We start from the raw sequence: 21,704 nt of genomic DNA, 5'->3' as shown, positions 1-21,704 counted from the left end.
ACGGTTTCTGCTTTTTTGTTTTTTAGGAGTTTCTTTCAAGAATTTCAATGAAAGCACCTAGTCTAATGATGGATATTCCCTAAAACATTTCCAGTGATAATAAATCGGATTTATCGCCGATTATAAGATAATCCGCCTTCCCATCTTGAGCGAGAGCCAAAAGAAAATTGTCATCCGGATCCTTACTAGCTGCAACGTGAGAGAATACTTGGACAGGCTTTAATCTAAGTTTGAGAGCTTCAATGAAAATATCAACCTCAACAATTGAAACATACTTTCTGAACTTGTCCCGGTAGGCTACTTCTTTAATTTCGCTCAATAATGTCAGATCCGCCAGGATCTCGACCTCCTTATTCAAAATTACCTTTTCAAGTTTCTGGCGGTGCTTAATACCAATTAAAGCACTGATATAGTCATTGGTGTCTATGACTAATCTCATCTAGGATCTATTTCTATTTTTCCGAACCGCCTTTATCTCAGCTTCCATTTCCTCAGCAGTTATTTCAGGATCATTTTGAGGAAGGTCACTTGCCAGTTTCATCCATTGTTGCCGAAAGTCTTCAAAAGAATGATTCGGCGCAGGTTGCTTTATCTTTAAAAATTTGAGGCTTCTTAGTAATTCCATTACAAACGGAGCCTTTTTTTCCGGAATCTCAATTGTTATCTCCATTTCAGATCGTTTATACCTCATTGATTGCCTAAATATAACAATACAGTTTAACAAATATTTTAGAGCACCCGCGTCTCTCGCTCCCAACCATTTTAATCTCACCATAAATTATTATTATTGAGTAACTTATAATTAACGTACCTCAAACTCTCAATTCTCCACAAGTGAAACTAACGATCCAAAACCTCCAAAAAACTTATCCCAATGGTGTCCAGGCCTTGAAGGGTATCAACTTAACCATCGATCAGGGCATGTTTGGTTTATTGGGGCCAAATGGCGCGGGAAAATCCTCGCTTATGCGAACCATTGCTACTTTGCAGGAAGCCGACGCAGGCAGCATTTTATTGGATGATCTGGATATTTTAAATAACAAACCCGCAGTAAGAAAGATATTGGGTTATCTGCCACAGGAATTTGGTGTTTATCCAAAAATCAGCTCAGAGCTCATGCTGGATCACATTGCCCAGTTGAAAGGAATTCTGGATGCCAAAGAGCGCAAGCAAACTGTGGCAGCGCTCCTTGACAGGGTTAACCTTTACAATGAACGCAAAAAACACCTCGGCACTTTTTCGGGTGGGATGAAACAGCGTTTTGGGATCGCGCAGGCCCTTTTGGCCAATCCAAAACTCATCATTGTAGACGAACCGACCGCTGGTTTAGATCCGGCAGAACGAAACCGCTTTTACAATTTGCTCAGTGAACTTGGTGAAAATACCATTGTAATCCTCTCGACGCACATTGTGGAAGACGTAAGAACTTTATGCAGCGATTTTGCAATCATTTGTAAGGGAGAAGTATTGCGCAATGGTAATCCTGACGAGGCGGTGAAAGAACTGGAAGGATTTATTTACAATACAGTCATCGAAAAGTCAGAAATAGAAGAATACAAGGCCAAATACCAGGTAATATCCGCGCAAATGAAAAGCGGTAAACTGAGCATCAGGATTTTTTCAGAGTCGGATCCAGGTAACGGATTTATTCCAGTCGAACCCATTCTGGAAGATATCTACTTTCACCAGATTGCATCCAAAATGGACGTGATCGCCTTGTAATTCCCTCACTTCTAATGATTTTACTATGTTCTCTCAAATATTTTCGTTTGAACTCCAATACCGTTTCAACCGCCCTGCCACCTGGATTTACTTTGGCGTATTTGTTCTCGTAGGCTTTCTTTCTGTTGCTACCGGCTGGACGCCTGCATCCGAAAAGGTGATGCACAATGCACCCTGGACGATGGCAGAAGGAAATATCTTTTTCAGCTTTGTCATGATGCTAGTTTGCTCGGCAGTAATGGGAGTCCCGCTTTATCGCGACATTGAGTACCAGACCCGTAACTATCTTTTCGCGGCTCCGATTACCAAAGCAGGCTATTTCTGGGGAAGGTTTTTCGGGTCGTTTGCTTATGTTTTACTCATCGGGACTGGATTTAGCGTGGGCGCTTATATCGGCTCTTTTATCGGACCGCCACTGGGTTGGGTACCTTTGGAGCGGGTAGGCGACTATGGCATTTGGAATTACTTCCGTCCATATTTCGTGTATTCGATTGGCAATTTGCTGTTGTCTTCTACCATCTTTTTCGCGCTGGTATCTTTTACGAGGAATGTAAAAGTCATTTACTCCGCCAGTATCCTGCTTTTCATTGCTTATCTGCTTGGTAATTTTTTGGCCAAAGACATTGAAAATCACGAGCTTGTAAAATTGCTGGATCCATTTGCGATCAATACTTACAACCTTGAAACGCGTTTTACCACACCTTTTGAAAAAAACACGATCCCCGCTCCAATTACAGCAGTATACCTGCTCAATCGCCTGATCTGGGTCGGTTTGGCAATTGTTCTTATCCTTTTTACTTACTACAAATTCAGTTTCTCCAAATTTTTACAACCTGAAATCACAGGTACCAAAAAGCGGAAAAACGAAAAAGAGGAAAAAGCCCCAGCCTTGCTTTCTAACATTCACCAAGAATTTGGAAATGTTTATAACAAACAAATCCTCTGGAACCTGACCAAAATTGAATTCCTCAACATCATTCGCGATAACTATTTCAAAGCGATTGTGTTGGGTGCAATGATTTTTTTGGTGCTCGATATCTGGATTGGCGATACCATTTTCAGTGTCAGCAACCTGCCGCTGACCATTTTTATCATGGATTACAAAGGATACGATTACAATGTGTTCATCTTCATTATCCTGCTATTTTACACCGGCGAGGCCGTTCACCGGGAAAAAGCAACCCGGTACAACATTTTGAATGATGCGCTTCCGGTTTCAAATAATATTCTGTTTTTCTCCAAACTATTGGGATTGGCAGGAATAGCATTCGTGATGGCGACCATCCCGATTTTTGTAGGAATGATTATCCAGATCATAAAAGGCTTCTTTGATTTCAATCTGCCAGTTTATTTCATTGATTCCTACTTATTAACGCTTCCGGGTTTTATCCAAATGCTCCTGCTGTCATTTGCTGTCCACATTTTGGTCAATAATAAATTTGCCGGGCACGGTGTGGCCATGCTGATCTGGATTGCGATGTTCCTGCTCCGCAACTTTGCAGAGATGAATTATAATTTGTTCTTCTACTTTTTCACGCCCGACTTTAAATGGTCGGATATGAATGGGTTGGGGCATTTCGCGAAACCATTGTTCTGGTTCAATTTCTACTGGCTGGCCTTGGGAATGTTACTTGCCGCATTGGGTTATCTGTTTTTTCAGAGAGGGGTTGTTGGCGGATTTAAAGAGAGGTGGCGGGTTGCGAAACAACGTTTTACGGGCGTTCCACGGATATTGATGCCCTTGTTTTTTCTGGCCTGGATCGGAAGTGGCGCTTACATTTATTACAATGTTAGCTATCTCAATAATTATTACAGCGCATCCGAGACCCGCGAAAATTCAGCATTGTACGAGAAAAAGCTGAAAAAATACGAAAACCTCCCGATGCCCAAGGTCACCAGCCTGATTTTGACAGCAGACATTTTTCCTGATGAACGTAAGGCTAACATTTATGGAAAAATGATGATCAAAAATAAGTCCGGAGAACCTATTGAAGCCTTGCATTTATTGAGTGGCGACGACGATCTGGAATACAAAATGCTGTATAATGGGAAAAGCCTCCCGTTCAGCTATCCCGCCAAACACCCCTATTCCAAGTTCTCGTTCTTCAAAAAAGGCGAACAAAACTTCAATTACCGCATTTACCAGCTTCCTGCGACCATGCAGCCTGGCGATTCAGCTAAGCTGGAAATTTACTCGGTAAAAGACAACCGGGGTTTTCTCAACAGTGGGTTTAGCCGGGAAATATTAAAAAATGGTACTTTTTACAGTGGTGGGCTACCTTCTTTTGGTTATTCGGCAGAAGCTGAGCTGGAAAGTGATGAATACCGGAAAAAGCTGGGTCTGAAACCTAAAAAAGATGACTTGCCAGATCACAACGATCCCAAAGGAATGCGTACCCTGCGATTCAACGACGATGCGGATTTGATCCATTTCGAGGCAACCGTTAGTACCACAGCAGACCAGCTTGCGATTGCTCCGGGTTACCTGTTGAAAACCTGGGAAAAAGGTGGACGCAAATATTATCAATATGTGCAGGATTCGCCGATTCAACTCTTTTTTAATCTTGTATCTGCGAAGTACGATGTCTTGAAAGACGTACAAAAGTTGCCGGATGGAAAGAATATCAACATTGAAATATTTTACGATAAAAGCCATCCTTACAACCTTCAACGCTTTAATGTTGCCTACAAAGACGGTTTGAAATACTTTTCAGAAACTTACGGCCCATTTCAATTTCGGCAAATGCGGTTAATGGAATTTCCCAGATATGAAAGTTTCGCCCAAAGTTTCGCCAATACCGTTCCCTATTCCGAAAATTTTGGCTGGGTAGCGGATTTTAAAAGTCCGGACGATTTTGATTACACCTATTTCGTGACAGCCCATGAATTGGCGCATCAATGGTGGGGCCATCAGGTTCCGCCCAATAATACACGAGGCGCCAATCTGGTGTCGGAGGCATTGGCAGAATATACTGCGCTGATTCTCACCGAACGCAAGTATGGCAGGGACAACATGAAAAGGTTTTTGAAGGATGAATTAGATCGTTACCTGCGTGGCCGGGCCAATGAAGCGAAAAAGGAAAACACTTTTATCAATTGCAATCGGCCTTACGAATGGTATAACAAAGGCAGTCTCATCATATACGGTCTGCGCGACCTGGTTGGCGATACGGCTGTAAACCATGCACTCCGGGAATTCCGCGACGAATATGCATTGCGGGAAAATCCGCCATTTGCTGGAAGTAACAATTTGTTTGACTACCTCGACAAGCATACCCCGGATTCATTGAAGTACTATCTCAACGATACCTGGAAAAAGATCACTTTGTACGAAAACAAATTCGAAAAGGTGTCTTCTAAGTCCGCTGGGAAGGATATATACGATGTTTCGCTTACGTTTTCTGCTAAGAAGTTTTATGCCGATAGTTCGGGAAAGGAAACGGTAGCGCCGATGAACGACTATATAGATCTGGGCGTCTTTGCCGCCGAAACAACCAATAAAGCAGGCCAAAAACAGACAAATCCATTATTTATCAAAAAATACAAACTGAAACCCGGCACGCAGACGGTGACGATGCGGGTGAAGGGAAAACCCGTGAAGGCTGGGATTGACCCATATAACAAGCTGATAGACAGGATCCCGGATGATAATGTTGGGGAGGCTGACTGACTCGCCGATTTATTTTGCCAATATTTCACTATCTTAGTTTGACTAATATCATCAGATATGAAACTGATATTGAAAAAGGGGCAGCTTTTAGAAGAAATACTCCCTTTAAATAAGCATTCAAAAATTACCAAAAAGCGCAACGCTCAAAAATATGTAGGAGTGTTAAACTTAAAGGAAGATCCTTTGGAAATCCAAAGGCGAATGCGTAATGATTGGGAACAAGATATTAATTGACACAAACATTGCAATAACCCTTTTTAAAGGGGATGAAAATTTGGGACGTATGCTTCAAGATGTCGAAGCATACGTCTCTTTTATTGTAGAGCTTTTTACGTCAATCCTCAACTACCAAAATCACAGCATCATTGGAAAGCGCTTCGAACTCGATCTCGTCTGCTCCCAAGACGGACAAGCCGTCGCGCTTTTCCAATAACCTGTTTTGAACCTCAAAAGCGCCTTCGATAACAAATGCAAAAACCCCGCGCTTTGAAGCTTCAAAAATACCCTCTTCCCTGCCTCCATATTTACCTAGGTAAATATTCGCCTCACTTAAATCGCCACTGAAAACCGTTAGAAGGGTGTTTTTATCTAAAAGATCGAATTGGGTTAACGTATTTTTAAAATCCTGATCATTACTTTTTATTCTGATCTGCAGGTAATTGATCGCCCCCTCAGAATAGGGATTAGTAATGATAAACTCCTTACCAGTGCTTGCAAAAAATGCGAATGTTTCCCCCGAATCGACAAACTCAACGGAACTCTCGACATTCACCTCAACCCCCCCAACCAGCGGAATCAAAATTATCTTGCATACTTCCTCAACCTTGAAAACCTGACTGCATTGCGCCAGCAAAGTCTCATCATTCACCGTCAGCAAATGTCCAAATGCCTCCCTGCCCTCAGCGTGATATTCATCAAAATTAAACGTCCGAAAACTGCGGAAAGAATCGGTCTGGAAGAGGCCACGCTGGGCTTGGAGGAAGATTTGGGCAGCGGTTTGGGTCAGCATTGTTGGGGAGCTTTTAGCTGTTAGCCTTTGGCTATTAGCTTTTTTAATTGAATACCTACATTTATTTTCAGCACATTACCTTTATTTTCAGCACATTACCTTCCAGGCCAAACGAAGCTAAAAGCTAACAGCTAGTGGCTAACAGCTTTCCCCTACCCAGCAACCACAATCGCATGCGTCAGCTCGTATCCTGCTGATACACTTCCCGTGATTGTTGACATTTCAGTAGCTACGCCGTCCCCAAAAACATTATCCCTCGCATTGGTCGTATCAGCCTGTCCGTGGCTTGCGTAAACGCCTTGCGCGTACACAACTTTGCTGATATCCTCAGAAAAAGCGATCTGCGTTACCAGAAGCGATTTTCCGCTGGAATTGTAAACGTGCACGTGAATGTGCGGTGCGCGGCCTGAGTACCAGCCCGGGTAAATGCTTGTGAATGTGACAAGCCCGTTTGCATCGGTAGTTTGCCTTCCGCGAAGGAAATGCACATTGGTATAATTGGTCGACTGCATTCCCGAGCCGCCATATTCTGAGTAATTTCCGGTCGCATCGCAATGCCAGATATCCACAAGCGCTCCCGCAAGTCCTGCGCAGCTATTGTTTTTGTTTTGAATGGTGATCTTCACGGATAGCTTTGTCCCCTGTCTCTCATACCTAATGTCGTTCAGCACATAACTGGCCGGGGATTTAGTTGGGAATGGGCCTGCGGTTTCTGAAGCGGTGGCGGTACAGGTGCCAGATGTAGTTCCGCCGGTTGTTCCGGAAGTGGAGCCTGTCGTAGTTTCCGTTGCCGTTTCAGGGTCAACGGTATTATTCGAGCAGCTGATCAGTGGTACGATTGTCACAAGCCCCAGTGCCGAAAACCCTCTTTTTAAAAATTCTTTACGTTCCATATTTGCAACAGTTCATGATTGTAAATACATAATCGCATTTACCGCTTCTTTTGTTGCGGCACATTACCCGAGTGTCGGTCAATCAGATGAATGTGACGGTGAATGGGCATTCTTACCAAATCGTCAGCGGTTTTTCCACCTTTCTATAAAACCAACATAACTATCACTGACAGGCAGTTCTATGTCTGTTACCAGCTTAACTTTCTTATTCTGAATGGATTTTACGAAAATATCCGGCACAATGTAGCTTCTGTGGATCCGGCTGAATTGATTTTCAGGCAGCATTTCAAGGATGCCTTTTAAAGACATTAATGTTAAAACCGGGTGACGCGTGCTTTGCAAATGGATTTTGATATAATCTTCCATTCCTTCAATGTACTCAATGTCGTTGAGCGCGACCTTGATCATTTTGTATTCAGATCTGACAACAATCGAACCGCTAACCTCTTCCTGATTTGCTTTTTTGAACTGATATCTATCCAATGCTTTATGGACCGCCTTCTCAAAACGTTCGAAACTGATGGGTTTCAGCAAATAATCGACGGCTTCCAATTCGAAGCCTTCATGGGCGAAATTTTTATAAGCCGTTGTGAAAATCACCATTGGTTTTTGTGCCAATTGCGATACCAGATCAAGGCCGGATAAGTCGGGCATATTGATATCGATGAACAGCAGATCAACGCTATTGTTTCTTAAAAAAACAGCTCCCTCAACTGCATCATCAAAGGTTTTGACCAGATTTAATAAAGGAAAAGAGCTCATGTATTTTTCGAGGATTTGAAGCGCAAGTGGCTCGTCGTCAATGGCAATGCAGTTCATGCGATGGTAAGTTTCAAGGTTACCGTAAAAATCCCGTCTGCATTTTGAATGTCCAGATAATATCGCTCAGGGTATAAAAATTCCAATCGTTTTCGGGTATTGGCTATCCCGATACCAACCCGATCCTGATCCGCCTTTTGTTCAAAAACCTTGTTTCGACAGACAAATAATATCTCATTGCCTGACACATCGATCCTCACTCCTACCTTCGACTCATGATGGCTGCTAACCCCAAATTTGAATGCGTTTTCAACAAAAGTCATGAATATGAGCGGCGCAATTTTAACATTCATAATCGAACCGGTTAATCCAAAATCAACCTGTGTTTTAGCATTAAGCCTTAATTTTTGCAGCTCAATGTAATTTTTCAAACAACCAATTTCATCTGCCAGCGGCACATAGTTTTCAGTCACTTCTTCTGTGATATAACGCATGAGCTGGGACAGTTTCAGAATGCTCGGGGCTGTATTTTCACTGCTGCTTATTGCCAGTGAATAAATGTTATTTAATGTATTAAAAAGAAAATGCGGGTTGATCTGGGCTTTGAAAAACGAAAGTTCTGCCTGTGCTTTATCCGCTTCGGATAGGATTACCTTTTTCTCTGAAAGCTGCCATTGCCTGGAAAAACTAATGGCCATCCCCACCACCCATATCACCACAAACAGTACCAGACTGACAAAATCGACAGTAATCGCGGATTCTCTTCCAGGCTGCCCGGGCATGGGTGGCCTTTCCTCTCCAAATGGTGCAGGCGGCGGCGGGCCTGGCGGCATTTTCATTCGCGGACCGAACTGCTCATTCTGCTGATGAAATTTTTGAAAGATCAGGCTTTCAAAGGGTTGGGAAATGTAAATGATTACAAAGCTTGCGACAAATATGCCTGTATAGACCAGATAACGCTGCTTCAAAAACAATTTTGGAATAAGAAACAGGAGGTTGAAGTAAAAAGCAAAGCAATAGATCAGGAAAAACAGCCAGAATGAGCCGGAAGTAAGCAATTCCAATTGCATATCCCCTGTCGGCTCCCGTGACATGATTGTGAGGGGCAGACTGATAAACAATATCCAGCCCAGCACATGAATTACCCAAAGATTCTTTGCCTGAAACATCTTGTGACCTTACAAAATTTTAGATAATATAACCGCGACGAATATAGAAGTTACAAAAAGAAAAAGTTTTCCTATTTTCGAAAAGCACATTTTTTCACTCCCGCATGGAACAACCCTCTACACGCAACGAACTTTTTAAAATCCTGGGCGTCGGCTTTGGCATAGCCGTAACCATTGGAGGCACGATTGGAACCGGAATTTTAAGAAAACCCGGACCGATTGCAGCCCAATTGGGAGAGCCCTGGCTGATTATGACGTTGTGGGTGGCCGTAAGTCTGTATGCGTTTTTGGGGACGCTTTGCACCATTGAGCTGGGAACTTCGATGCCGAAAGCAGGTGCCTGGTACATTTATGCACAAAGAGCCTTTGGTAATTATGCGGGATTTGTGGTGGGAATCAATAGCTGGCTGGGCACTTGCTCGGCACTCGGTTTTGGCGTTTATACGATGAGCGAATATCTGGCATTGCTTATCCCTTCTTTTGTCGGCTATGAACCTTACGTAGCAGCGGCTATTCTGGTGATACTGACTGGGATACATTGGATCGGGCTGGCACTTGCGAGTACTTTCCAGAATGTGATGAGTGTTTTAAAAGGAATCGGTTTGTTTCTTTTTGTGGCAATCTGTTATATATATGGAGATGAAGTAACCGCGGCGCAAGCAACATCTACCACCAGCAAGATCATTGAAACCGGAAGCTGGATAGCCCCTGTGATTTTTTCGCTACAAGCCATTTTTTACACCTACGACGGCTGGCATACCGCTGCTTATTTCTCCGAAGAAGACCGTGATCCTACTAAAAACCTGCCAAAATCCATGATTGGAGGTGTTTTGCTGATCATTGCTATTTATCTGCTCTGCAATCTGGCCATTCTGCACATTCTGCCGATGAATGAGTTATCGCAGTCTAAACTGGCGGCAGCAGATGCGATCCGTCTCATTTTCGGAGAAGGTTCGGGTAAAATTGTGACGCTGTTTCTGATGATCTCCATACTCGGCATCGTTAATGCACAATTGCTCTTCAATCCAAGAGTTTTGTATTCGATGAGCCGTGATGGATTGTTTCTCAAGGCCGGTATCCGGGTGAATAAAGGAGGTACGCCCGCAGTAGCCATGCTGATTACGGCCGGAGTTGCTGTCATGTTGATATTGATTGGGAAAGATGCCTGCGAAAAGCTATCGGACATTGCGACGTTCTTTTTTGTGCTGGGTTACACTTCCGGTTTCGCATCCTTATTGGCGCTCAGGAAAAACGAGCCGCTCCTGCCACGACCCTGGAAGGTCCCTGCATACCCATTTTTGCCCATTCTAATGCTGATACTTTCCCTGGCATTTCTTGTCAGTGCCGTTATTCAGGATTTGCCAAGTAGTAAATTTGCTTTGTTGTTTATGATCATTAGTTATCCCGTCTTTTTGCTAGTCCGGCGTTTTAACCAATGAGCAAACCTGTTCATCACCTAAACTTAGCCATATGCCATGCACGAAAAAATTCTTACGACTCCTGACAATTACCTCATTCGTCCTTCTCACAGCCGCAATCCAATCTTCTGAAACGGATTTCACCCAATATGTATCAACAAAGCTGCTGGAATACAGGCAAGTACTTCCAATCGAAAAAGCATATCTCCACCTGGACAAACCTTATTATGTCACGGGAGATACCTTATGGTTTAAAGCTTACCTTGCTGAAGGCTCGGTACATTGGGCAGATAGCGCCAGCAACTTATTATATGTAGACCTGATCGAACACAGAACTGGTAAAAATTTCGCTTTGAAACAGGTTAGGCTTGATGGCGGGATCGGACACGGAGACCTGATACTCACCGATTCCATCCCCAATGGATCCTACACCATCCGCGCTTACACTAACTGGATGCGCAACTTCACCGAAGATTTCTTTTTCCACAAGGATATTTATGTTTTTGGACAAGATGAGCATGTTCCAACAGCGATTCCTGACAAAACAGATTTGCAGTTCTTCCCGGAAGGTGGCGAGTTGGTTGCAGGAATTAGTACCCGAATCGCTTTCAAAGCGGTGGATGGTCGCGGTCTTGGGCAAGATGTAAATGGTTTTGTGCTTAATCAAAGCAAGGATACCGTGGCATCTTTCAGGAATGGGCACCTTGGCATGGGGCGTTTCCAGTTCGAAGCCAAGCCTGGAGAAACCTATTCTGCATTTTTGAAGACAAAAAATGGCTTAGTCCCGCTTAAATTCCCTGAGATAAAGGAAAATGGCTATACCATGATCGTGGACAATTTATCCAATCCACTTAAAATGAGGATTATAGCTTACGCAAAAATTCCGGATAAGATAGAAGTACCTGTGCATATTGTGGCACATTCAAGAGGCGTTATTGCATTTGTGGCCAAAGGTAAAATTGCAAATAAAGGGCTAATGATGAACCTGCCCACCACAGAGCTACCCGATGGAATTACGCACTTGACCCTCTTTAATGATGAAAATAAACCGGTTTGCGAAAGGTTGGTTTTCATCAATCATGGAAGATCATTGCAGGTCAAAATCAATCCATCGAAAACCACTTATAAGCCCCGCGAAAAATCAGAGGTGGAAATAACCGTTAGCGATTCGGCGGGAAAACCGGTGGAAACCAGCCTTTCGGTGGCTGTTACCGATGCAGGGCAGATTTTGCAGCAGCCTTTTGACCAGAATATTGTTTCCTATCTGCTGCTATCTTCTGATCTGAAAGGTTTCATAGAACAACCTGCCTATTATTTTGATCCGGAAAAGTCGGAGCGGAAAATTCACATGGATTACCTGATGATGACCCAGGGATGGAGCCGTTTTCGTTGGAATGACGTGTTGCAAGATTCACTTCCCGCGCCAAAACGCTTCGTAGAACAAGGTATTACATTGGAAGGTGAAGTGACCCGTAACAATAAAAAAGTCCAGGACAAGATCCTGCTGTCGGTATATTTGAGCAGTGACAGTCTCAGCACTTTTATGACGGCCGAAAGTGGAGCAAACGGGCGGTTTGCAATCTATAACCTCGTATTTGCCGATTCTCTGAAATTAAGGTTACAGGGAATGAATAAAAGAGGCAATCAAAATCTTTCTTTTAAACTCACGCCATTCATGTCGCCGCCCATGGCGATTGTGAAGATTCCCTATTATCCCATTACAATTGATGTACAGAAATTGGATGAATATCTCAAGAGGGCTGCTCAGGATCAGGAAATTACGAGGCGGATCAGGGAAAGCCGGGAGCGGTTATTAAAGGAAGTGACCATTAAGGCGAAAAAGAATGTGCCGAGAGATTCAAGAAAATTATATTCGTCTGCGGACGCTACTGTGAAAATAACCCCTCAAATGGCTGCTGGGAGCATGAGCGTTTTAGATTTGCTGGCAGGGCGCGTGGCAGGTGTGCGGGTTAGTGGTTCGGGGATGAATGCTTCTGTTTCCATTCGCGGTAATTTGGGAGAGCCGCTATTTGTCCTGGATGGAATGCCTGTCGACAAGGACTTCATTACTTCTCTGAATGTAAATGATATAGAGTCGGTTGATGTATTGAAAGGTCCGGGTGCGGCTATTTTTGGAAGCAGAGGCGGCAACGGTGTAATTTCAGTCCTGACCAAAAGAGGTAATGAGAATTATGACTATTCGCAAGATATTGTACCGGGCGTCTTAGTATCCAAAATACCAGGTTTCAATGTCGCCCGAGATTTTTACTCCCCAACTTATGAAGTAAGCAACACAATAAGCGCATTGCCTGATTATCGCTCAACTATTTTTTGGGCGCCTATGTTAAGAACAGATAGAAACGGTAAAGCTAAACTGACTTATTTTAATTCGGATGCGGCTACCAATGTGGAAATCAGAGCGGAAGTCCTGAGCACATACGGTCTTCCCGGGTTTGGAAAATCGTCGTATTTAGTCAATTAAACATTATTGTAAGAATATTTTGATTTCCACGTTACTAGTCTTATCTGTGTATTGATTTGGAAAGATCTTACAGACAAAAATTGGTAACTTTGTTAATTACACGATATATCCGGTCACTTCTTATGATCTGATGCCAAATGATTAAAATATGAGGACCGGATACTTAAAACTAACCCTTCTTTTTTACCTGATTGCGACTTCCTTCGCAGCGGTCAATGCGCAACGTAGAGCCAAAGAACATGAAAAGGAGCCAGAAAAGTCTCAGAATACGGGTTTCAGGTTGGAGGAAGAGACTTTGGTTGCAGAGGGAATGAAGTTCTTGATGAAGGATGAGCCGGACCGCGCACTTCCTGTTTTCGAAAAGCTGGTTCAAAAAAATACCCAGGATGCCGCTAGTCACTATCTCGTTGCGACGGCCCTGATCAAACTGGAAAAGTTTGATGACGCGATGAATTCCTCCAAAAAAGCATTTGACCTTGACAAGGGAAATATCTTTTACGCGCAGCAGCTCGCTGAGTTGTACGCAAAGCGCCGTAAATATTCCGAGGCTGCACAAATCTATCAGACCCTGGTCGCTAAAAATCCCGAAAACATCCAGTATGCGGTTGAATTAGCAGCAGTGTATGTATTCAATGATCAATTCGACAAGGCCATTGAAACTTATGATGGGCTGGAAAAAGCGATGGGTATCACCGAAGAAATCACCCACCAGAAACAACAGCTTTATCTAAGGCAAAATAATCTTGACAAAGCACTTGTCGAGGCAAAAAAACTGATTGTAGCTGAGCCAACGGAAGTGAGTTACCGCGTGGAAATGGCAGAGTTACTAATCGCCAATGATCGTGTTGCCGAAGCGATTATACCCTTGGAAGAAGCGCTTAAAATAAACCCGGATGAAGCACAAGCACATGTATTGCTGGCTGACATTTACCGTCGCAACGGCGATGTGCAAAAGTGCAATCAGGAATTAAAGCTTGTTTTTGGTAATCCAAATTTGGATGCCGACCCAAAAATCAGGGTTTTAACTGGGTATCTTACTATGTTGAAAACGGAGGCTGAAATTAGTGAAGCGGTCGTTTTAGCCAAGCAGCTTTACGAAACGCATCCCAATGAAGCCCGCGCTAATGTGATTTATGCGGATTTGCTGGTGCGTCAGGATAAAAAAGCGGAAGCCAGGGATATGTATGTGAAAGCTTCGCGCATTGACGGATCCGTTTTCCAGGTTTGGGGCGCAATTTTACAGCTAGACCGTGATCTTAACCAGGTGGATAGCTTGCTGGTCCACTCCGAAAAAGCGCTGGAATTGTTTCCGAACCAGGGGTTGTTCTGGTTGTCAAACGGCGAGTCTCATTTGATGAAAAAGGGGTATAAAGAAGCCATTTCGTCCCTGGAAGAGGGTCTTAAATTAAGTGGCGACAAACCGGACCTGATTGCATTTATCAATACACAACTCGGAGATGCTTATAATGCCTTGGGTGAAAATCAAAAATCAGATACTGCCTACGAACTTGCCCTCAAGGCTAATCCGGACAATGACCACGTTTTAAACAATTACAGCTATTTCCTATCGCTTCGGAAAGAAAAGCTGGACCTGGCGCTGAAAATGTCGGAGAGGCTGGTTCAGCAGCACCAGAATAACCCAACCTACCTGGATACCCACGCATGGGTATTGTACATTCGGAAAGATTACAAAAAAGCCAAGGAGTTTCTTGAGAAGGCAATGTTGGACAGCACTGGTGTGAGTGGCACGATTGTTGAACATTATGGGGACGTGCTTTTCAAATTGGGCGAACGCGAAAATGCGGTGGCGCAATGGAAAAAGGCCAAAAGAATGGGAGAGACCACTGAACTTCTTGACAAAAAAATAGCAACGGGTGCATTACATGAGCAATAAACTTACGATCGGACTGGTAACCATTTGTTTCATGTGGTTTACGGCCTGTCATAAACAACGTTCTGCAAAAAGTCTTGCGAAAAATTCCACTACCGATTCAACAATTGTAATTACAGCGCCAGAAATTAAAGATTCTGTTGCGGTTGCTACCCCTGAGACAAAGGATTCCGCTGCGGTTGCTTCTCTCGAAAACGTCGAGGCGGTTAAGATCAAGGAAATAGCATTTGATTACCTGGTTGCCAAATCAAAAGTATCTTTCAAGAGCAAATCGCAGGACTTCGATAATACGAATGTCAATATTCGTATAAAAAAAGATAGCCTGATCTGGATTTCTGTGACGGGAGTTGGATTAGAAGTAGCCCGAGGGATTATCACGCGGGATTCCATTGTTTTTATGGACAAAATTCACCGCGATTATTTTGTATTCAGTTATCAGCAATTAAGCAAACAATACAATTTTGACCTCAATTTTGCTCTTCTTCAATCCGTGATTATCGGTAACCTTCCGTTTGGCCAACAGCCGGACAGCCGATTTATCAAACAGAATGAATTTTACATTCTCAAGCAAATCAAAGAACGATTGGAAGTAGATAACTACATCAGTGAAAGCAACTTGAAGTTATCCCGCCTCAAAGCGATTGAGGTACCGACTCAGAATACATTCACGCTGGATTATGAGGATTTTAAAGATGTCAATTCCTTTCTTTTCCCTTTTACCAGTATCATCAACCTTAATGTAAAGTCGGCAAAAGATCAGCAGATCAAAGAGACTAATATGCGGATCAAACACAGCAAAGTGGAGCTGGTAAATCAGAGTCCTGGTTTTCCGTTTAAAGTACCTTCGGGCTACAAGCGTAAAAGGTAAATACAGAAAGTCTGCTTAACTTTGCCCGCCTTTAAGTTCTGTTTTGGCCGCAAGAATCAATAATATGCCCTTTCTTACCCCCGGTTTCCGTCATCTATTTTTAGTTCTAACATTACTTTTTTGTGCGTGTGCAGGTGCATTCGCGCAGAAAACGCGTGAGCAATTGGAACGTGAAAAAAATGAAAACCAGAGCAAAATCCGGGAAATACAGAACATTCTGAAACAGACATCATCCCAGAAAAATGTCAATCTTGGCCAGCTAAAAGCACTTAATCAGCAGATCAACACCTACAAAAAGCAAATAGACTTGCTTTCTGATGATCTTGAATTGTTGGACAAGGAATTGAGGGTACTCGAAAAGAAGCGGCAAACCCTCGATAGCAGTTTGAACAAGCTTAAAAAGGAGTACGGCCATATGATCTACGAGGCCTCCAAAAGGAATACCTACTTCAATCAATTGGTTTTCCTTTTCTCGGCCGGCACATTCAACCAGCTTGTGTTAAGGTATAAATATTTGAAACAGTATACCGATGCCCGTGAGGACCAGGTGGAAGAAATAGAAGTTTTGCAGAAGCAGGTTGCAGCTGAACGTCAACGCATTACCAGCAAGAAAAGCCAGCAAAAAACCGTATTGAACACCCGGCTTTCGGAAAATACCAAATTGGAAGGACTTAAGACCAAGCAAAACGAGGTAATCCAGGAGCTTTCTCAAAAAGAAGTTGAGCTCCGAAACCAAATCGCTGAAAACAAACGGGCTACCGACTTACTGGAAGCCAATATCCGCCGCATTGCCGAACGCGAAAAACGCGAACGCCTCGAACGCGAGCGGAAAGAACGGGAGGAGCGCGAGGCGAGAAGAAAAGCAGAACGGGAAAGACTTGCCCGTGAAAATGCGGAAAGAGAAAAAAAGGGGGAAGCAGCGGTAGTTGAACAGCCCAAAGAAGAGGAAGAGCCTGTCATTTCGAGCGGTATGAGCGAGGAGGAAACTACATTGGCATCTTCATTTACAGCCTCACAAGCACGTTTGCCCTGGCCCGTAAAGGGTTTTGTGTCCGGCCATTTCGGGCAACGGCCACATGCTGTATTAAAAGGGGTAATGATTGATAATCTTGGTGTGGACATTCAAACAACGGCGGGAGAACCAGTTCGCTCGGTTTACGACGGCGTCGTGCTGGATGTGACCGAAATGCCAGGAATGGGCAATGTCGTTGCAATCCAGCATGGTAATTATATGACCATTTATGCAAAGATGAACGGCGTTTCCGTTCGGGCAGGGCAGAAAGTAAAAGCCAGGGAAAATATTGGAAGGGTAGCTACCGACAGCGATGGTACTTCCGAATTACAATTCCAGATCTGGAAAAACACATCCCGACTGAATCCGGAGAGCTGGCTGATGCACAGGTGACAGGAATGGTCATTTATAGTCATTAATTGTCATTTGTAGTCATTTATCGTAGTAAGGACTCAACACAACAAATGACAATTTCCTGACTACATATGACCACAAATGACTATTCCTGACTATAAATGACAACCTCGAACCAAGCCCGAACAACCCCGAACCAAGCTGAACCAATCCAAACCACCACCAACCCCATAAGAACCAATGTCCATCCATACCCCTGATATCAAACGTGTTACCACCCACATCATTCAGGAAATGAAAATCCGTGGGGAGAAAATATCCTGTCTTACTGCCTACGATTATTCTATGGCGGGGATTGTGGACGCTGCGGGTGTAGAGTTGATCCTCGTTGGAGATTCGGCATCCAATGTCATGGCGGGACATGAAACGACATTACCCATTACCATTGATCAGATGATTTACCACGCTACCTCGGTTGTTCGAGCGGTCAAAAGAGCATTGGTCGTGGTGGATCTCCCATTTGGTTCTTACCAGGGTAATTCCCGTGAAGCGTTGAATTCTGCCATCCGAATTATGAAAGAATCGGGCGCGCATGCTGTGAAGCTGGAAGGCGGTTTGGAAATCAAAGATTCAATTACCAGAATATTAAGCGCCGGGGTTCCAGTAATGGGACATTTGGGACTTACACCTCAATCAATTTATAAATTCGGTACTTACACCGTTCGTGCCAGGCAGGAAACAGAGGCTCAAAAACTTTTGGAAGATGCGAAAATGCTGGAAGAGGTAGGTTGCTTCTCGATGGTTTTAGAAAAAATCCCAGCTTCTTTAACCAAAAAAGTATCGGAAAGCGTAACCATTCCCACCATTGGCATTGGTGCTGGACAGCATGCAGATGGGCAGATTCTGGTGTTACATGATTTGCTTGGGATTAATAAAGCATTCAAACCCCGGTTTCTGCGGCGCTATGCAGACCTCAACGGAATCATGACCGATGCTATTTCTAATTATATCAAAGATGTAAAAGGCAAATCGTTTCCCAATGAGCAGGAATCGTACTAACCTTTTTAAAGTAAAGAATAGACAAAATGGCTAAGAAACCACTCCACGTCATATACGAAGACAATCACCTGCTTATCATCAACAAAGAGCCGGGCGTACTCGTCCAGGGAGATGCGACAGGGGATAAATGTCTTTTGGATATGGGCAAAGAATATATTAAAGAGACCTATAAAAAGCCCGGTGCCGTTTTTCTGGGTACCGTCCACCGCCTCGACCGCCCCGTAAGTGGCCTGGTTGTTTTTGCACGCACATCCAAGGCGCTTGAACGCATGAATGAAATATTTCGGAAACGCGATGTTCAAAAAACCTATTGGGCGGTAGTCAAAAACAAACCTGCGGAAAAAAAGGGTAAGCTGATCCACTGGCTCTCTAAAGATGAAACCCGCAATGTTACCACAGCTTATGACTATGAAAAGCCCGATACACAGCGCGCTGAGCTGAGTTATCGGTGGCTTGGAGAAGTAAATAAATTTCACCTTCTGGAAGTGATGCCAATAACCGGAAGGCCGCATCAGATCCGCGTGCAATTGGCTTCTATGGATTGTCCAATCAGGGGAGATGTGAAGTACGGTTATCCAAAAGGCAATCCGGACAACAACATTAACCTGCATGCACGTCGACTTTATTTTGAGCATCCAGTAAAGAAAGAACCAATGATCTGTAAAGCAGGACTTCCTAATGATCCTTTCTGGGAGGAGTTTTTATCACTGGATACGGACGTTACCAAACCTGAACATCTTGATTTTCTGTACGAATAAGCCGAAATGATTGAAAAGCTGAAACAGCGCTGGAACGTTAAGAATGGCTGGGATGTCCTCGTCATTCTGGTCGTTTTTGCCTGCACCGGTTTTTCAGTGCTTTACGTAAAACGTTTTCTTTTTGAAATGATCGGTCTCACTAATTCATCACCGACCTGGTTACGCTGGACAGTTAATATCCTGATCATACTCCCGCTTTATCAGGTGATATTGTTGGCTTGGGGCTGGGTTTGGGGTAAATTTTCGTTTTTCTGGGAATTCGAAAAACGAATGTTCAGCAGGATTGGAGGAATGTTCAGGAAGTAACTATTTTGCTGCCTGACCGTCGATAATGCTGCGATATACTTTTCTCGCTTCATCATAAAATGCTTCCGCTGCCTTTTTTTCCTCTGCGCGGATATTGGGCTCTTTCATTTTCCAGCATTGTTCCAATGTCGCCAGGCACCATTCCGCGCTTTTCTTTTCGCTGATCGGTTGGTTATCCACTTTTACAAAAATCGGATTGGAATGTGAACTTGGAAAAACCCTAAGCGCTATCCATCCGGATTTCTTGATCGCATAATTGAATTTCACATCTGTCACCACTCCATTTGCGGTAACCTCGGTGGTATCCACAGCTTCCCCATTCACTATCAATTCGACTCTTACCTTCCTGGATTTAGCAATTCTTGCGCGCTCAATGTCCCAGTAAGGCATGAATACGATGGACGTTTTAGCGATTCTTTCTCCAATGCTATCCTGCTCCGCAGGAAGATATGCCGCGATCTTCGCAGATACTGACACATTTTTTGCTCCCGTCAGTGCCAACTCACTTTCTCCTACACCCACTTCCTGACCATTAACTTTAAAGTCCATCATGTGCGATTTCCCATCTGAAACATAGCTTCTACCTTTTTTGATAGCTTGTACATACTTATCATAGGTCATCGCACCTTCGGGCTTGAAATAGCTCCTTGCCTGCCCTACCCGCGCATCGGTGATGCACGGAAAATCCGTTTCGCCGCTTAGTCTCGGCCTGAAACCGCAATTCAGCGTGTGATAAAACATGTTGAGCTCCCAGGGAGCTGGGGTATCGCCCGCACTGAAAAAGTCAACCAGATTCTGTGTAACTGTTACAATGTATTCATTGGCGCCAATTCCATCCATTTTGGGAACAATATAGTTGGGTAACTTGTCGACCCGTGTCAGCGGCTCCAATCCCCAGCCCGAATGTGCATAGCCAACTACCCCGTCCTGGGACTTCGCCCACGAAAGTATCGGTGCAGTCCAGCTCGGCCACTGTTCAATTTCGGTAGTGCCGGGGTAATCATCTTCTTTGATCCTGAGCAAAACAATGTGTCCTGAATGTGATGACGGAAAACCTGAGACCTCCACATCATTGCGCATAATGTTCTTTTTGTCAGACAATGGAAGGTCTTTTCCAGTAAAAAAGGTTTTCTGATGGTACCAGCTCGGTCCCCAGGCCAGGTTAGCAGCCATATTCAGGTCTTCGCCCAATGCCTGGCGATACATATCTTTGGGATCAACCCCTTCCGTCGGACTATCATAATGACTGCAACCTGCTGCGTGAATGTGATGATCTGCGCTGAACCAGCCGAGTTTGGACAATTGGATCCAGCGTTTCAGCTCGAAAGTGACATCCGAGGAATCAACATTGGATGGAACATTGATTTCCTTCGTCTGGCTGATGTATTCTGGTCCGCGGGTGTAAGTGACTTTGTATTTTCCGGCAGAAAGCATTACATGCTCGCCATCTGCCCGATAGATCTGCGGCTGAAAGAAGAAATCAGGGAATTCATCGAGGGCGGCTACGCGTCTGGAAGGCAGCGGATATTTTTTTTCGAGTTTGCCTGCGGCCGGATGTGGAAAATCAGAAATCACAAACGAAGCCATAGTAGCAGTACCGTCCTGGTCTTTTATACGAAATTTGACCTTAACCGCTGGTTTGCTGTCAAAAAGGATGTGTGTGGCATTGCGAAAACCAATGTCCTGCGAACCCTGACCCACATTGTATGCTACCTCCGCTTCACGCTGCCCAGCGTCCTTTGAATATACTTGCACGATCGCATATTCTAACCTTAACCCGTTGAGGTTCGGCAGCATAGGACGATTGGTATACATTTGAATATCCAAAAACCTGTTTGCGCTCTGGCCAGGTGTTACCTCATTTTGCGTTTTGACTTTTGGATCAAAGGAAGGAGAATGGTAAGGCTTGGCCGCGTTGACGCTTTCGGCTACGAGTTCGGCGGTGATACCTGCTTCGTTATTTACCCTAACCAAAAAACTCGTCCAGCCACCCTGAACCAGTATGGCCTTTGCGGGCCCGCGCTCTACTTTTACCCGACCTTCCGGGTTAATGTCTATAAAATTCAGACAATAGGGATCCAATATTTCCTGTATTCCAGCGACAGTTTCTTTGGTTAAAGGTTTATCGCTCAATGCTTTCAATTTTTTGGTATCCACAACAGATAGTGCATTTCCCGAGAATGACAGGGCTTCCTGCAAACGCATGGCCTGCGCAAGTAAAGGCTGTGGCTCAATTCCAACCGTTTTAAGATTTGCGGAATGATGTTCATGCTGGGCGAGCAACCCAAGAGGGGAAAGTAACCAGAAGAAAAGCAGGGTAGATTTTTTTCTCAT

Annotated in this window: 18 protein-coding genes; 11 read left to right on the top strand and 7 right to left on the bottom strand. The window is 44.0% G+C overall.

Translation table 11 applies throughout. From position 1 onward, the window contains the following. Positions 1-79: 79 nt before the first annotated feature. On the bottom strand, positions 80-439 hold the full coding sequence (locus FHS68_RS00145) for a putative toxin-antitoxin system toxin component, PIN family (protein ID WP_167265947.1): 360 nt from the start codon (positions 437-439) through the stop codon (positions 80-82). Next, the gene (locus FHS68_RS00140) at positions 440-670 is read right to left on the bottom strand and encodes a hypothetical protein (RefSeq protein WP_167265944.1); all 231 of its coding nucleotides are present in this window, start codon (positions 668-670) and stop codon (positions 440-442) included. A 164-nt stretch (positions 671-834) separates the two neighbouring features. Between FHS68_RS00140 and FHS68_RS00135 the strand changes: the two genes are divergently transcribed. From FHS68_RS00135 to FHS68_RS00125, 3 genes are read left to right on the top strand one after another with little or no spacing between them, the layout of a single operon-like run. Continuing rightward, positions 835-1,722 carry an ABC transporter ATP-binding protein gene (locus tag FHS68_RS00135; protein ID WP_167265940.1) on the top strand — a complete coding sequence of 296 codons (888 nt, stop codon included), beginning with the start codon at positions 835-837 and terminating at the stop codon, positions 1,720-1,722. Positions 1,723-1,747: 25 nt separating this feature from the next. Beyond that, the gene (locus FHS68_RS00130) at positions 1,748-5,392 is read left to right on the top strand and encodes an ABC transporter permease/M1 family aminopeptidase (RefSeq protein ID WP_167265937.1); all 3,645 of its coding nucleotides are present in this window, start codon (positions 1,748-1,750) and stop codon (positions 5,390-5,392) included. A 57-nt stretch (positions 5,393-5,449) separates the two neighbouring features. Next, positions 5,450-5,626: a hypothetical protein gene (locus FHS68_RS00125; RefSeq protein ID WP_167265934.1), complete on the top strand. Its 177-nt coding sequence runs from the start codon at positions 5,450-5,452 to the stop codon at positions 5,624-5,626. Between the two features lie 100 nt (positions 5,627-5,726). Here FHS68_RS00125 and FHS68_RS00120 read toward each other — a convergent pair whose 3' ends face one another. From FHS68_RS00120 to FHS68_RS00105, 4 genes are all read right to left on the bottom strand, one after another. Beyond that, positions 5,727-6,401 carry a pirin family protein gene (locus FHS68_RS00120; protein ID WP_167265931.1) on the bottom strand — a complete coding sequence of 225 codons (675 nt, stop codon included), beginning with the start codon at positions 6,399-6,401 and terminating at the stop codon, positions 5,727-5,729. Positions 6,402-6,553: 152 nt separating this feature from the next. Beyond that, positions 6,554-7,294 (bottom strand): dioxygenase family protein, encoded by a 741-nt coding sequence (locus FHS68_RS00115; protein WP_167265929.1) that lies wholly within the window; start codon positions 7,292-7,294, stop codon positions 6,554-6,556. A 123-nt stretch (positions 7,295-7,417) separates the two neighbouring features. Beyond that, positions 7,418-8,113 (bottom strand): LytR/AlgR family response regulator transcription factor, encoded by a 696-nt coding sequence (locus FHS68_RS00110; RefSeq protein ID WP_167265926.1) that lies wholly within the window; start codon positions 8,111-8,113, stop codon positions 7,418-7,420. Then, entirely contained in the window at positions 8,110-9,222 is a 1,113-nt protein-coding gene (locus tag FHS68_RS00105; protein ID WP_167265923.1) for a sensor histidine kinase, read from the bottom strand. Before FHS68_RS00105 ends, FHS68_RS00110 begins: the two co-directional genes overlap by 4 nt. 104 nt (positions 9,223-9,326) lie before the next feature. Between FHS68_RS00105 and FHS68_RS00100 the strand changes: the two genes are divergently transcribed. From FHS68_RS00100 to FHS68_RS00065, 8 genes are all read left to right on the top strand, one after another. Further along, the gene (locus FHS68_RS00100; protein WP_167265920.1) at positions 9,327-10,661 is read left to right on the top strand and encodes an APC family permease; all 1,335 of its coding nucleotides are present in this window, start codon (positions 9,327-9,329) and stop codon (positions 10,659-10,661) included. 31 nt (positions 10,662-10,692) lie between these two features. After that, positions 10,693-13,122, top strand: coding sequence for a TonB-dependent receptor plug domain-containing protein (locus FHS68_RS00095; protein WP_167265917.1), 2,430 nt, complete (start codon positions 10,693-10,695; stop codon positions 13,120-13,122). A 148-nt stretch (positions 13,123-13,270) separates the two neighbouring features. After that, positions 13,271-15,016, top strand: coding sequence for a tetratricopeptide repeat protein (locus FHS68_RS00090; RefSeq protein ID WP_167265915.1), 1,746 nt, complete (start codon positions 13,271-13,273; stop codon positions 15,014-15,016). Further along, on the top strand, positions 15,006-15,881 hold the full coding sequence (gene lolB1, locus FHS68_RS00085; RefSeq protein ID WP_167265912.1) for a lipoprotein insertase outer membrane protein LolB1: 876 nt from the start codon (positions 15,006-15,008) through the stop codon (positions 15,879-15,881). Before FHS68_RS00090 ends, lolB1 begins: the two co-directional genes overlap by 11 nt. A gap of 163 nt (positions 15,882-16,044) precedes the next feature. After that, complete coding sequence (locus FHS68_RS00080; RefSeq protein ID WP_229211721.1) at positions 16,045-17,286, top strand: murein hydrolase activator EnvC family protein; 1,242 nt, start codon at positions 16,045-16,047, stop codon at positions 17,284-17,286. Positions 17,287-17,487: 201 nt separating this feature from the next. Further along, positions 17,488-18,306, top strand: a complete 819-nt coding sequence (gene panB, locus FHS68_RS00075) for a 3-methyl-2-oxobutanoate hydroxymethyltransferase (RefSeq protein WP_167265907.1) — start codon at positions 17,488-17,490, stop codon at positions 18,304-18,306. A gap of 26 nt (positions 18,307-18,332) precedes the next feature. Next, on the top strand, positions 18,333-19,064 hold the full coding sequence (locus FHS68_RS00070) for an RluA family pseudouridine synthase (RefSeq protein ID WP_167265904.1): 732 nt from the start codon (positions 18,333-18,335) through the stop codon (positions 19,062-19,064). 6 nt (positions 19,065-19,070) lie between these two features. Further along, entirely contained in the window at positions 19,071-19,370 is a 300-nt protein-coding gene (locus FHS68_RS00065; RefSeq protein ID WP_167265901.1) for a DUF6787 family protein, read from the top strand. Here the strand turns inward: FHS68_RS00065 and FHS68_RS00060 are convergent, their stop codons facing one another. Continuing rightward, a complete protein-coding gene (locus tag FHS68_RS00060) occupies positions 19,371-21,704 on the bottom strand; it encodes a CehA/McbA family metallohydrolase (RefSeq protein ID WP_167265898.1) in 2,334 nt (777 codons plus the stop codon). It abuts the gene before it with no gap.

The organism is Dyadobacter arcticus (assembly GCF_011762185.1).
Classification (GTDB): Bacteria; Bacteroidota; Bacteroidia; order Cytophagales; family Spirosomataceae; genus Dyadobacter; species Dyadobacter arcticus.
Note: the sequence above shows the minus strand (reverse complement) of the source record. Positions and strands in the feature narration are given on the sequence as shown.

Coding starts and splice junctions, on each gene's coding strand:
- FHS68_RS00070 (WP_167265904.1), top strand. CDS start 18,333: ATGGCTAAGAAACCACTCCACGTCATATACGAAGACAATCACCTGCTT.
- FHS68_RS00140 (WP_167265944.1), bottom strand. CDS start 670: ATGGAGATAACAATTGAGATTCCGGAAAAAAAGGCTCCGTTTGTAATG.
- FHS68_RS00125 (WP_167265934.1), top strand. CDS start 5,450: ATGAAACTGATATTGAAAAAGGGGCAGCTTTTAGAAGAAATACTCCCT.
- FHS68_RS00145 (WP_167265947.1), bottom strand. CDS start 439: ATGAGATTAGTCATAGACACCAATGACTATATCAGTGCTTTAATTGGT.
- FHS68_RS00115 (WP_167265929.1), bottom strand. CDS start 7,294: ATGGAACGTAAAGAATTTTTAAAAAGAGGGTTTTCGGCACTGGGGCTT.
- FHS68_RS00060 (WP_167265898.1), bottom strand. CDS start 21,704: ATGAGAAAAAAATCTACCCTGCTTTTCTTCTGGTTACTTTCCCCTCTT.
- FHS68_RS00105 (WP_167265923.1), bottom strand. CDS start 9,222: ATGTTTCAGGCAAAGAATCTTTGGGTAATTCATGTGCTGGGCTGGATA.
- panB (WP_167265907.1), top strand. CDS start 17,488: ATGTCCATCCATACCCCTGATATCAAACGTGTTACCACCCACATCATT.
- FHS68_RS00110 (WP_167265926.1), bottom strand. CDS start 8,113: ATGAACTGCATTGCCATTGACGACGAGCCACTTGCGCTTCAAATCCTC.
- FHS68_RS00090 (WP_167265915.1), top strand. CDS start 13,271: ATGAGGACCGGATACTTAAAACTAACCCTTCTTTTTTACCTGATTGCG.
- FHS68_RS00065 (WP_167265901.1), top strand. CDS start 19,071: ATGATTGAAAAGCTGAAACAGCGCTGGAACGTTAAGAATGGCTGGGAT.
- FHS68_RS00120 (WP_167265931.1), bottom strand. CDS start 6,401: ATGCTGACCCAAACCGCTGCCCAAATCTTCCTCCAAGCCCAGCGTGGC.
- FHS68_RS00130 (WP_167265937.1), top strand. CDS start 1,748: ATGTTCTCTCAAATATTTTCGTTTGAACTCCAATACCGTTTCAACCGC.
- FHS68_RS00100 (WP_167265920.1), top strand. CDS start 9,327: ATGGAACAACCCTCTACACGCAACGAACTTTTTAAAATCCTGGGCGTC.
- lolB1 (WP_167265912.1), top strand. CDS start 15,006: ATGAGCAATAAACTTACGATCGGACTGGTAACCATTTGTTTCATGTGG.
- FHS68_RS00095 (WP_167265917.1), top strand. CDS start 10,693: ATGCCATGCACGAAAAAATTCTTACGACTCCTGACAATTACCTCATTC.